11 protein-coding genes are annotated in these 11772 nt (G+C 65.7%); 10 read left to right on the plus strand and 1 reads right to left on the minus strand.

Annotation, left to right across the window (positions count from 1 at the left end):
* The first annotated feature begins 3 nt into the window (after positions 1-3).
* The 6 genes from IEV83_RS08485 (at position 4) to IEV83_RS08510 (ending at position 7104) form a co-directional block, all read left to right on the plus strand.
* Complete coding sequence (locus IEV83_RS08485) at positions 4-1446, plus strand: type II and III secretion system protein family protein (RefSeq protein ID WP_181760963.1); 1443 nt, start codon at positions 4-6, stop codon at positions 1444-1446.
* Between the two features lie 11 nt (positions 1447-1457).
* Positions 1458-2216: a CpaD family pilus assembly protein gene (locus tag IEV83_RS08490; RefSeq protein ID WP_181760962.1), complete on the plus strand. Its 759-nt coding sequence runs from the start codon at positions 1458-1460 to the stop codon at positions 2214-2216.
* A 17-nt stretch (positions 2217-2233) separates the two neighbouring features.
* Positions 2234-3541 carry a CpaE/TadZ family protein gene (locus IEV83_RS08495; RefSeq protein ID WP_244628116.1) on the plus strand — a complete coding sequence of 436 codons (1308 nt, stop codon included), beginning with the start codon at positions 2234-2236 and terminating at the stop codon, positions 3539-3541.
* Between the two features lie 64 nt (positions 3542-3605).
* Positions 3606-5096: a TadA family conjugal transfer-associated ATPase gene (locus IEV83_RS08500; RefSeq protein ID WP_181760961.1), complete on the plus strand. Its 1491-nt coding sequence runs from the start codon at positions 3606-3608 to the stop codon at positions 5094-5096.
* The gene (locus IEV83_RS08505) at positions 5089-6108 is read left to right on the plus strand and encodes a type II secretion system F family protein (RefSeq protein ID WP_181760960.1); all 1020 of its coding nucleotides are present in this window, start codon (positions 5089-5091) and stop codon (positions 6106-6108) included. Before IEV83_RS08500 ends, IEV83_RS08505 begins: the two co-directional genes overlap by 8 nt.
* A gap of 12 nt (positions 6109-6120) precedes the next feature.
* Complete coding sequence (locus IEV83_RS08510; RefSeq protein WP_181760959.1) at positions 6121-7104, plus strand: type II secretion system F family protein; 984 nt, start codon at positions 6121-6123, stop codon at positions 7102-7104.
* A 167-nt stretch (positions 7105-7271) separates the two neighbouring features.
* Here the strand turns inward: IEV83_RS08510 and IEV83_RS08515 are convergent, their stop codons facing one another.
* Entirely contained in the window at positions 7272-8105 is an 834-nt protein-coding gene (locus tag IEV83_RS08515) for a tetratricopeptide repeat protein (RefSeq protein WP_181760958.1), read from the minus strand.
* A 199-nt stretch (positions 8106-8304) separates the two neighbouring features.
* Here IEV83_RS08515 and IEV83_RS08520 point away from each other — a divergent pair, with 199 nt between their 5' ends.
* The 4 genes from IEV83_RS08520 (at position 8305) to IEV83_RS08535 (ending at position 11768) form a co-directional block, all read left to right on the plus strand.
* Positions 8305-9708, plus strand: a complete 1404-nt coding sequence (locus tag IEV83_RS08520) for a leucyl aminopeptidase family protein (protein ID WP_371873436.1) — start codon at positions 8305-8307, stop codon at positions 9706-9708.
* Positions 9709-9832: 124 nt separating this feature from the next.
* Positions 9833-10183, plus strand: coding sequence for a MarR family transcriptional regulator (locus tag IEV83_RS08525; RefSeq protein ID WP_181760957.1), 351 nt, complete (start codon positions 9833-9835; stop codon positions 10181-10183).
* Between the two features lie 3 nt (positions 10184-10186).
* On the plus strand, positions 10187-11062 hold the full coding sequence (locus IEV83_RS08530) for a C40 family peptidase (protein ID WP_181760956.1): 876 nt from the start codon (positions 10187-10189) through the stop codon (positions 11060-11062).
* Positions 11063-11321: 259 nt separating this feature from the next.
* Positions 11322-11768, plus strand: a complete 447-nt coding sequence (locus IEV83_RS08535; protein WP_181760955.1) for a PleD family two-component system response regulator — start codon at positions 11322-11324, stop codon at positions 11766-11768.
* The last annotated feature ends 4 nt before the right edge of the window (positions 11769-11772 follow it).

The raw sequence follows: 11772 nt of genomic DNA on the forward strand, positions 1-11772 counted from the left end.
AAAATGTTGGCACAACGGGTCCTCGGCATCGGCATGGCGTTTGCCCTGGCCTTGGGCGGTCTTGCCTGGACAGGCGCGGCCTCCGCCCAAGGCTATCCCAAGACCGTGAACATCGGCGCCGGCGAGCGGGTCGCCGGGCGCATGTTGCGGGTGGGCCTTGGACGGTCCGTCGTCGTCAATCTGGGCGAAGAAGTCAGCGATGTGATCGTCTCCAATCCGGAAATCGCCGATGCGGTGGTGCGCAGCAGCCGGCGGGTGTTCGTGTTCGGCAACAAGGCGGGGCAGGCGAGCCTGTTCCTGTTCGGCCGGGGCGGCAACCAGATCGCCAGTTTCGATCTGGCGGTGGAAACGGATACCACCGATCTCAACGCGCTGATCCGCCGGGCCGTGCCGGGTGCTCAGGTGCGGGCGGAATCGGTCAATGGCAATCTCATCCTCACCGGCACCGCCAGCAGCACCGCCGAGGCGCAGCGGGCGGCCGATCTGGCCACCCGGTTCAGCGCCCGGGGCGGCGAGGGCGGCCTGCCGGTGCTCAACATGATTTCCGTGACCGGCAAGGATCAGGTGCATCTGAAGGTGACGGTTGCCGAGGTCGAGCGGTCGATCATCAAGCAGCTCGGCGTCAACCTGGCCGGCAATATCGGCATCGGCAACTACAACATCGGCTTCAACAACCAGCCGCCCTTCACGGTCAACACCAATGTGATCGGCCGGGCTGCCGGCGGCCTCTATGACGCCACCAATCCGGCGGCGGCGGCCGGCTTCGTCGCCGGCGCGACCCAGATCAAGGCGAATATTGAGGCGCTGCAGCGCGACGGCGTGATCCGCACCCTGGCCGAACCCACCCTGACGGCGATTTCCGGCGAGAACGCCAGCTTCCTGGCCGGCGGCGAATTCCCGATCCCCATTGCCGACGACAACAACAAGATCACCGTCGAGTTCAAGAAATTCGGTGTCGGTCTCGATTTCACGCCGGTGGTGCTGAGCGGGGGGCGGATCTCCCTGCGGGTCAAGACCGAGGTCAGCGAGATCACCCAGGAAGGGGCGGTCAATGCCGGTGTGCTGACCATTCCGGCGCTGAAGGTGCGCCGGGCCGAATCCACCGTCGAGCTGCCCTCCGGCGGCACCCTCGTGATGGCCGGTCTTTTGAAGGAATCCTACAAGCAGGACCTCAACGGCGTGCCGGGGCTGATGCAGGTGCCGATCCTCGGTGCCCTGTTCAAGAGCCGCGATTTCCTGCGTCAGGAAACCGAACTGGTGGTGTTCGTCACCCCCTATACGGTCAAGCCGGTGGCCCGCTCCGAGCTGGTGACGCCGGTCAAGAACCTGGCGCCGGCAACCGATGGCGACACCATTTTCCTGAACCGTTTGAACCGGGTCTACCGGGTGTCCGGCGAAGCGGGCAACGGCGGCTATCACGGCAATGTCGGATTCATCTACGAATGAGGACCGGACCCATGCAGCCTTTCAAAATCAGATATGTGCGCGCATCGGCGGGTCTCCGGCGGCGTGCGGTTCCGGCCGCGGCCCTGCTGGCCACGCTCCTGCTCGCCGGCTGCCAGTCCCAGCCGACCTACAATGCACTGGCGGCAAACGACTATCGCCTGCGCCATCCGATTACCGTGCGCGAGGCGCCGCGCACCATGGATCTGCCGATCGGCACCGGCTCGCGCCGGCTGTCGCCGCAGATGGCGGCGGCGATTTCCTCCTTTGGCGGCGATGCCCGCAGTCAGGGCGGCGGTACGGTGGAGATCGTGGCCCCGTCCGGTTCGGCGAACGAGGCGGCGGTGCATTCCCTTTTGCCGCAGATCCGCAAGGCGCTTACCCGGGGCGGGGTGGCGCGCAAGCGGATCATCACCCGCAGCTATCCGGTGCATGATACCGAGGTCGCCGCGCCGGTACGGCTTGCCTACATGACGATGCGCGCCACCGCCGGTCCTTGCGGGCAATGGCCGGACAACATCACCGGCGGCTCGCCGACCAAACACAATCCGCAGCTCAACAACACGCTCTATTCGAACTTCGGATGCTCGGCCCAGGCCAATCTGGCGGCGATGGTCGAAAACCCCGCCGATCTCCTTTATCCGCGTGCTTCGGCGCCGGGCGACCAGATGCGCCGGGGCACCGTCTACGAGAAGTATCGCAAGGGTGAGAAGACCGCGTCCGACTACAAGGAAGGCGATGGCGCGCGGATTTCCGATGCGGTTGGCAATTGACCGGGGGAGACAGACCGATGAAGGAACCCGCATTTGACGATGCGCTGGCGGACGGGCCGTCTCTGTCGCAACTGGCCGAGCCGGTGACCGAGCCGCCGGTCGATACCCTGTCGCTGCGGTCGATCCCGCGAATTGCCATCCAGGCGTTTTGCGAAAGCGACGCGGTGATCGGCGTCATCGAGGGCGTTGGTGCCGACCGGCGCATGGCGAAGACCCACGTGAAGGTGCACAAGGGCGGGATCGCGGCGGCGATCGAGTTCTACCGCAATGCGCCGACGCCGAACCTGATCATGATCGAGAGCCGGCTGGCCCCTGCGAAACTGCTGGAGGGGCTGGAGGATCTTGCCGAGGTTTGCGATGCCGGGACCAAGGTGATCATCATCGGTCATGTCAATGACGTGCCGCTCTACCGCGAACTCATCCATCGCGGCATCAGCGATTACCTTGTCGCGCCGATCGACCTGTTTCAGGTGATCCGTACGATTGGCGATCTCTACACCGACCCGGACGCGGAACCGCTTGGCCGGACCCTGGCCTTTGTCGGGGCGAAGGGCGGGGCCGGCGCCTCGACCGTGGCGCATAATGTCGCCTGGTCGATCGGCCGGATGTATGACAGCGACGTGGTGCTGGCCGATCTTGACCTCGCCTTTGGCACCGCCGGTCTCGATTTCAACCAGGATCCGCTGCAAGGGGTGCATGAGGCCGTGTCCTCGCCCGACCGTCTCGATGAGACGATGCTGGATCGCTTGCTGGCGAAATGCGCGGACCGTCTCAGCCTGCTGGCCGCGCCTGCCTCGCTGGAGCGGACCTACGATTATGGCGAAACCAGTTTCGACGGGCTGGTCGATGTGATGCGTCAGGGGGCACCATCTGTGGTGCTCGACATGCCCCATGGCTGGACCAATTGGATGCGCAAGCTGTTGGCCTCGTCCGATGACGTCATCCTGGTGGCGGAGCCGGATCTGGCGAACTTGCGCAATGCCAAGAACCTGGCGGATACCTTGCGTCAGTTGCGGCCCAACGACCCGGCGCCGAAGCTGGTGCTGAACCGGGTCGGCGTGCCGAAGCGACCGGAGATCAAGACGGCGGAATTCGCCGACGCGCTCGGTCTGGAGGCCATCGCGATCATTCCGTTCGAGCCGCAACTTTTCGGAACCGCCGCCAACAATGGCCAAATGATCGGCGAACAGGATGCGCGGCACACGACGGCGGCGCTGTTCGAGCAGATCGCGCAAGCGGCCACCGGACGCGGCGAGGCACGCCGGGACAAGGGGCTGGCAATCGGGTCTCTGGTGACCCGAATTCTGAAACGGGCATCGAAATAGGCCACCCGGCAACGGGTGACGGTCCGCTCGCTTCGGCGGGGGACAAAGCTGAGAGCAGGTGACAATGTTCGGTCGACGAGGCGCATCATCTGGAACGCCGGTTTCCCGCCCGCAGGACACTGCGGTTGCGGCGCCGGACGTGCGTGTTGATCCGGCTCCTGCCAACCCGGCACCTGCCGCCGCGCCGCCGCCCCCTTCCGCGCCGCCGCCCGCGCCCGCCGCGCCCACCCCTGCGGCGCCGGCCAAGCCGGCGACACGCCGGTCGGACGACTACTACGCAACCAAGGCGTCGATCTTCAACGCGCTGGTCGAGGCCATCGATCTGTCGATGCTGACGCGGATGAGCGCGGAGGATGCGCGCGAGGAAATCCGCGACGTCGTCAACGACATCATCGCGTTGAAGAATGTCGTCATGTCGATTTCCGAGCAGGAGGACCTGCTTGAGGATATCTGCAATGACGTTCTGGGCTACGGGCCGCTGGAGCCGTTGCTCGCCCGCGACGACATCGCCGACATCATGGTCAATGGCGCCGACACGGTCTACATCGAGACCGAAGGCCAGATGCAGCAGACCAGCGTTCGCTTCCGCGACAACAAGCAGCTGATGAACATCTGTCAGCGGATCGTCAGCCAGGTCGGCCGGCGCGTCGACGAAGCCAGCCCGATCTGCGACGCGCGCCTTCCCGATGGCTCGCGCGTCAATGTGATCGCGCCGCCGCTGGCGATCGACGGTCCGACCCTGACCATTCGTAAGTTCAAGAAGGACAAGCTGACGCTGAAGCAGCTTGTCCAGTTCGGGTCGATCACCCCGGAGGGCGCGACGATCCTGGAGATCATCGGCCGCAGCCGATGCAATGTGCTGATTTCCGGCGGTACGGGCTCGGGCAAGACGACCCTGCTCAACTGCCTGACCGCCTATATCGACCTCACCGAACGCATCATCACCTGCGAGGATTCGGCCGAGCTGCAGCTTCAGCAGCCACATGTGGTGCGTCTGGAAACCCGCCCGCCGAACCTGGAGGGCGAGGGCGAGGTGACCATGCGCGACCTGGTCAAGAACTGTCTGCGCATGCGGCCCGAGCGGATCATCGTCGGCGAGGTGCGCGGACCGGAGGCGCTCGATCTGTTGCAGGCGATGAACACCGGCCATGACGGCTCGATGGGCACCTTGCACGCCAACAGCCCGCGCGAGGCCCTGTCGCGTATCGAATCGATGATCACCATGGGCGGCTTCTCGCTGCCTTCGCGCACCTTGCGCGAGATGATCGTTGCCTCGATCGATGTGATCGTGCAGGCGCAGCGGCTGCGGGACGGCTCCCGGAGGATCACCCATGTCACCGAAGTGGTGGGCATGGAAGGCGATGTGATCATCACCCAGGACATCTTCGTCTATGACCTGATGGGCGAAGATGCCAATGGCCGGTTGCTTGGCCGCCATCGCTCCACCGGCATCGGCCGGCCGAAGTTCTGGGAGAAGGCCCGCTACTTCGGTGAGGAACACCGCCTGAGTGCGGCGCTTGACGCCGCCGAGGTCTCGGAGCTTGGCCATGTCTGACCTTCAGGCCCTGCTGACCCCGGAACTGACGATGATCGCGGTGGTCTTGCTGGTGGCCTTTTCCATCGGCGGGGTGCTCTACGCCCTGTTCCAGCCGAGCCTTAGCGGTGAAAAGCGCGGCATGCAGCGGTTGCAGCATGTGAAGGCACGGGCCGAGACCCGCGAGGCGAGCCAGCGGGTGCGCGATCTCGACCGGCGGCGCCGGTCCGTGCAGGACCAGTTGAAGGAATTCGAGGAGCGGGAGCGCAACAAGCACCGCGATGCCGCCCGTCCAAGCCTTGAAAAGCGCATCAGCCAAGCCGGGCTGCACTGGACCAAGCAGAAGTTCTGGATCGTGTCGGGTGTCTGCGGCTTGGTGAGCATGGTGTTGGCGCTCCTTGTCACCTCCTCCTATTTCCTCATTCTCTGCATTGCCTTTGTCGGCTTCTTCGGTCTTCCCAGGTTCTACATCTCCCGTCGGCGCAAGAAGCGGATCGAGGCGTTCCTGCTCGAATTGCCCAATGCGGTCGACGTGATCGTGCGCGGTACCCGGGCGGGTCTGCCGCTGGGGGAATGCATCCAGATCGTCTCGGCGGAGGCGCGCGAGCCGATTGCCTCCGAGTTCCGGCAGATCGTCGAGGCGCAGACCATGGGCATCACCTTGAGCGAGGCGATCGCCAGGCTGCCGGAACGGGTGCCGGTGCCCGAAGCGAACTTCCTGGCGATCGTGGTTGCCATCCAGTCCCAGGCCGGCGGCTCGCTGTCCGAAGCGCTCGGCAACCTGTCGAAGGTGCTGCGTGAACGCCGGGCGATGAAGGGCAAGATCCAGTCGATGAGCCAGGAGGCGAAATCCTCCGCCGCAATCATCGGCTCGCTGCCGTTCCTGGTGGCCGGGGTCATGGCCGTGACCAGCCCGAGCTACATCATGGTGCTGTTCACCCATCCGACCGGCAACATCATTTTGATCGGCAGTGCCATCTGGATGACGATGGGCATGCTCATCATGAAGAAAATGATCAATTTCGACTTCTGAGCGGGATCAGCCATGGCCTTGAACATCTCAGACCTCGCCAACCAGCAGACCATCATTGCCGGCCTGACCATGATTGCCGTTGCCGGCACCGTGTTCACGCTGGTGATGCCGCTGTTCGAAGGCGACAAGCTCAAGAGCCGGATGAAATCCGTGGCGCTGGAGCGCGAGCAGATGCGTGCACGCGAGCGCACCCGGCTGGCGAACGAGAAGTCCAGCGCCCGCGCCTCCCTGCGCAACCAGCCGAAGCAGCAGTTGCAGCGCCTTGTCGATCAGTTGAACCTGAAGGCACTGATGTCGGACGAAAACACCCGGCTTCGCCTGCTTCAGGCCGGGTTTCGTGGCACCAAGCCGCTCTACACCTTCCTGGCCGTCCGTCTGGTGATGCCGTTCCTCTTGTTGCTGGCCACCTTGTTCTATCTCTTTGCGGTGATCGGCTACGAGGGATCGGCGACCATCGCCGTGACCATTGCCTGCGCGGCCGCCTTTCTCGGCTATTATGTGCCGGACATCTACCTGCGCAACAGCATCCAGAAGCGTCAGTTGTCGATCAGTCGGGCCTGGCCGGATGCGCTCGATCTGATGCTGATCTGCGTGGAATCGGGCATGTCGATCGAGGTGGCCTTCCACAAGGTCGCCGACGAAATCGGCGTTCAGTCCGTTGCGCTGGCCGAAGAACTGACCCTCACCAACGCGGAACTCTCCTTCCTCGGCGAGCGCCGTGTCGCCTACGAGAACCTTGCCAGGCGCACGGGGCTGGAAGGGGTCAAGAATGTCTGTCTGGCGCTGATCCAGGCGGAGCGCTATGGCACGCCCGTCTCCCAGGCCCTGCGGGTGATGGCGGATGAAAACCGCTCACAGCGCATGCAGGCGGCGGAAAAGAAGGCCGCGGCCCTGCCGCCCAAGCTGACCGTGCCGATGATCGTCTTCTTCCTGCCGGTGCTCTTGGCGGTGATCATCGGACCGGTGATCCTGCAGGTGCTCGCCACCTTCAAATAGGCTGCCGTTCTCCAGAGCGGAAACTGGCCCCGGCGGGCAGGCTCGTCCTGCGTGCGGACCGATCCCGTGAACCCGCGCGCCATTACCGAAAACGCCTCCGGCGGGGGGGGGGGCGGCCGGAGGCGTGGTGATTGGGCTCATCGCTTGAATTGGGGGCGGACGCTATCCTAGCTGCCGCGTTTCTTCTTCTTGTCGGCAGCGGAAATCTCCGCCCAGGAATTGCGCTGCGCCAGCATCGATTTCAGATAGGCAATGTTCTGTTCCGCCTGCGCCGGATCGAGCTCGGCCCGGGCGACCTGTTCCGCTTCGCCGAACCGTCCCTGCAGGCCGAGGGCAAGCGCCAGGTTCTGCCGGATGCGGCTGTCGGCCTTCGGGCTCTGGGCGGCGGAGCGCAGGATTTTTTCCGCTTGCGTGACTTCGCCGGCCAGAAGATGCGACATCGCCAGATTGTTGAGAAGGCTCGGCTCGCCGGGGGCGATCTTCAGCGCCTGATTGTACAGCGCCCGCGCCTTGGCGGTGTTGCCCATCTGGTCGTTGATGGCGGCGGCGGCGGACATCAGCCGCCAGTCGGGCTGGGTCGGGGTCTGCGCGCCCTCGATCACCTGCAGCGCTTCCGGCAGCTTGCCGCCCATCGCCAGCACCTTGCCATAGGCGGCGGCGATGTCGCGGTCGCGCTGATGCTGGATCACCGCCTTGCGCAGCACTGCTTCGGCCTGCGGGATCTGGCCGTTGCGGCGCAGCGCTGCGGCGTAATTGAGAATGTTCTCCCGGTCCTTCGGCGCGCGCGCATAGGCCTGCCCCCAATAGCCAACCGCCTGCCGGGCCGGGTCCGAGCCGGGCGCCGCATAGGGCGCGCCGCGCCCCGCATGGGTGCCCACCGCCTTGTTCGACGACGCGCAGCCGCCGAGCGCCAGGGCTGCCGCCAGCGACAGGGCAAGGGTCAGATGTGAGGCGGTGAGACCAAACCGGGGGCTCTGCCTCTTGGGGCTGGTGAACGGCATCGACCGGGCTCCTCGGCGCGAGAAACGGGAGTGCAAATTGCGTGAGGCCCATCAATACGTCGTTAACCCTAATGCTTCGTTAAACACGGGCGGCGCGTGCTTGCGCTCCACGGCAAGCAGGGGTTTGCCGTCCTGCGGCCTTCATGGTCTATACAGGGGATCTCCAGTGTCTTTTCGATCAGCCAGAAGTGAGACGACCTTGCGCCAGTTCCTGTTGCCCTTCGATGCGGCCCGGCCCACCACCCCGATCCATCTTGTCGACAAGGCGACCCTTCCCGACCTCCTGCAAGAGCGGTTGCCCGAGGCGCGCGACTGGGCGGCGGCCTGCGGTTTTGACGGCGGCGCCGGCGAGCTGTTGCTGGTGCCCGGCGCGGATGGGGGGCTCGCGGCCGTGGTGTTCGGTCTCGCGGCAAGCGCGCCCTCCCGTTTTGCCGTTGGTGCGCTGGCGACCCGGCTGCCGGCGGGCGATTATCGGATCGAGGGGGACAATGCGGACGGAGAGGACGCGGCGCTCGCCTTCGCCATGTCCGCCTATCGGTTCAAGCGCTATCGCAATGCCGGCGAAGCGTCAGAGGAAAAGCCCGCTGCGCGGCTGATGCTGGCGGAAGGTGTCGACCTGGAGCGCATCGGCCGGACCCTTGATGCGGTCGGGCTGGCGCGTGATCTGATCAACACCCCGGCCAACGATCTGGGGCCGGAGGAACTGGCGGCCGCTGCGACCGATCTGTTCGCCCGTCACGGCGGGACGACCTCCGTCACCCTTGGCGATGATCTGCTCGCCGCCGGGTTTCCGATGGTCCACGCGGTCGGCCGGGCGAGCAGCCGGGCGCCGCGCCTGATCGATTGCCGCTGGGGCGAGGAAGACCACCCGAAGGTCAGCCTTATCGGCAAGGGGGTGGTGTTCGACACCGGCGGCCTCGACATCAAGCCGGCCAGTGCCATGGGGCTGATGAAGAAGGACATGGGCGGCGCGGCCAACGTGCTGGCGCTGGCCTCGATGATCATGGCCGCACGGTTGCCCGTGCGCCTCAGGGTCGTGGTTCCGGCGGTGGAAAACGCGATTTCCGGCGCGGCCTTCCGCCCCGGCGATGTGCTGCCGAGCCGCAAGGGCTTGAGCGTGGAAATTGGCAACACCGATGCGGAAGGCCGGCTGGTGCTGGCCGATGCGCTGACGCTGGCCGATGAGGAAAAGCCCGATCTGATGATCGACATGGCGACCCTGACCGGCGCGGCGCGGGTCGCCCTCGGCCCGGAGCTGCCGCCCTTCTATACCGCCGACGAGGCGTTCGCCGCGCGCCTGGCCACGGCCTCCGAAGCGGTCGCCGATCCGCTGTGGCGGCTGCCGCTGTGGGCGCCCTACATGAGCTATCTCGACAGCAGCATTGCCGACATCAACCACATCAACACCCGAGGTGCCGGCTTTGCCGGGTCGGTGACGGCGGCGCTGTTCCTGTCCCGCTTCGTCGAAAACGCCGGCACCTGGACGCATCTCGACGTCTACGGTTGGAACCCGTTCGAGCGGCCGGGCCATCCGGCGGGCGGTGAGGCGCAAGGGATCCGGGCGCTGTTCTCCGTGCTGGAAGAGCGCTATCCGGCGGGCTGATCGGGCTGGCTGATCGGGGCGGGCCGCCCCGCCGCTTGCCGCGATCTCGATAACGGAGCCGAAACGGTTTCGTGTCACAGTGCACCGACGCCACCGGGAGTGGCGGGGAAGAAATGGTGAGCGGATGGGCCTCGACATGCGGCCGTCCCAGGCCTTGCGGTTGTGGCATGAGGTCACGATGGCGATGGTCCGGGACGGGGATCAGGATTTGACGGCACGGCAGATGGCCATCCTGCTGACGGTGTATCTGGAGCCGCCGCCCCACACCGTGCGCGGGCTGGCCAGCCGGTTGAACGTCACCAAGCCGGTGATCACCCGCGCGCTCGACACGCTCGGCGCGAAGAAGCTGTTGTCCCGGCGGCGGGACGAGGCGGACCGGCGCAACGTGGTGGTGACCCGCACGGTTGCCGGCGCGCTTTATCTGGAAAGCGTTGGCGATATCATCGTCGACAAGGCGGCGACACTTGGACGGTAACCGATGACCGAGACCCTCGACAGACGCTTTCATCCGGTCCGGGCGGACCTGGCCGCCAGCGGCTATCGCGGCCGGGTCAGCGACCGGCGCTTTGCCGATGGCACTGCCATGCAGGTGGTCGCCGATCAGGTGGCGCTCCGTCCGGTGGCGGATCTCGCCCGACCGATCGACAGCGAGGCGCTGCACGGTGAGCGGGTGACGGTTTACGAAGACACCGGCGATGGCTGGTGCTGGGGGCAATTGGAGACCGATGGCTATGTCGGCTTCCTGCCGTCTGCCGCGCTTGCCCCGGCCGGCGCACCGCCGACCCACCGGGTGGCGGTGCTGCGCAGCTACCGCTATCCGGTCGCCGACCTGAAATTCCCGCCGCTTGGCCTCTTGTCCTTCGGCGCCCGGGTCGAGGTGGTGGGACGCACCGTGACGCGCGGTCTTGCCTATGCGCTATTGGCCGATGGCTCGGCCATGGTCGAACGTCATCTGGTACCCCTCGACCACCGGGCCGAGGATTGGGTCGGCCAGGCGGAGCTGTTCCTTGACACCCCATATCTGTGGGGCGGGCGCAGCTCGCTCGGTCTCGACTGTTCGGCGCTCGTGCAACTGCCGGCGCTGGCGGCCGGTTACGATTGCCCGCGCGACAGCGACATGCAGGAAACGCGGTTCGGCACCGCGCTGGACATCTCGCAAGGGCTGCCGGATCTCAGGCGCGGCGATCTGGTGTTCTGGAAGGGGCATGTGGCCATCATGGTCGCGCCGGACACGCTGCTGCATGCCAATGGCCACACCATGACCGTTGCCTATGAGCCGCTTGAGGCGGCGGTGGAGCGGATCGCCCGCACCGAATGGGGCGAGGTGACCGCCTGCCGCAGGGTTGGTGGGTGAGAAACTAAAAATGGAAATCCGCGGCGTGCCTTTTTCGGGAATTTCCCTGCGGAATTTCTGGGGGAATGATTTGTGCGGTCGTGAAGAGGTTTTTGAAGCAATCGGAATCCATGCAAATCCGGAAGTCAGATATGCGTCTGGCGCAATTGTAAGCGCTTTGCGGGCTAAATAAACGGGGCGCTTCCGTAACGGGTGGCGAGAGAGTGACGCGGGGGGCGCGCGGATCTCGTCTTTGCAAAACCAGCGCCGGGGCCCCGCAATGCCATTGACCATTCCGCATGTGGTTTTCCTTCATGTGGAAGCCGACACTGAAGCCGCCCGCCTGTTCCGTGAGGCGCTTCTGGGCATTTCCAGCAACATTCGCGTGCGCCGGGTGATGTCCGGCCAGGCCGCGCTCGACCTGATCGCGCGCAGCGACCGGCGGGAGGCCGGGCCGCCCTTCGACTGCCTCGTCACCAATGCCGCACCTCTCGACATGAGCGGTGCGGAGTTGGCCGCACGGCTGCGCAAGCGCTTCGATCCGGCGCTGCTGCCGGTCATCGCACTGACTGAGGAAGGGTCGGCCGGGGAGGGGGAAAACCTGCCGGCAGCGGACCCGCTCTTTGCCGCCGTCTATCGGCAGAGCCGGGATCCGCGTCAGTTGGCGCAAGTTGCCGACAAGGTTGTCGCCACCTGGTTCGCGGCGGCGCGCCGGTTCCACTGCTGACCGG

The organism is Stappia taiwanensis (assembly GCF_014635285.1).
Lineage (GTDB): Bacteria > Pseudomonadota > Alphaproteobacteria > Rhizobiales > Stappiaceae > Stappia > Stappia taiwanensis.

Bases quoted from the DNA above. Each gene is read 5' to 3' on its own strand.
- IEV83_RS08535 (WP_181760955.1), top strand. From the start codon at position 11,322: ATGCCATTGACCATTCCGCATGTGGTTTTCCTTCATGTGGAAGCCGAC.
- IEV83_RS08515 (WP_181760958.1), bottom strand. From the start codon at position 8,105: ATGCCGTTCACCAGCCCCAAGAGGCAGAGCCCCCGGTTTGGTCTCACC.
- IEV83_RS08510 (WP_181760959.1), top strand. From the start codon at position 6,121: ATGGCCTTGAACATCTCAGACCTCGCCAACCAGCAGACCATCATTGCC.
- IEV83_RS08490 (WP_181760962.1), top strand. From the start codon at position 1,458: ATGCAGCCTTTCAAAATCAGATATGTGCGCGCATCGGCGGGTCTCCGG.
- IEV83_RS08485 (WP_181760963.1), top strand. From the start codon at position 4: ATGTTGGCACAACGGGTCCTCGGCATCGGCATGGCGTTTGCCCTGGCC.
- IEV83_RS08525 (WP_181760957.1), top strand. From the start codon at position 9,833: ATGGGCCTCGACATGCGGCCGTCCCAGGCCTTGCGGTTGTGGCATGAG.
- IEV83_RS08500 (WP_181760961.1), top strand. From the start codon at position 3,606: ATGTTCGGTCGACGAGGCGCATCATCTGGAACGCCGGTTTCCCGCCCG.
- IEV83_RS08530 (WP_181760956.1), top strand. From the start codon at position 10,187: ATGACCGAGACCCTCGACAGACGCTTTCATCCGGTCCGGGCGGACCTG.
- IEV83_RS08505 (WP_181760960.1), top strand. From the start codon at position 5,089: ATGTCTGACCTTCAGGCCCTGCTGACCCCGGAACTGACGATGATCGCG.
- IEV83_RS08495 (WP_244628116.1), top strand. From the start codon at position 2,234: ATGAAGGAACCCGCATTTGACGATGCGCTGGCGGACGGGCCGTCTCTG.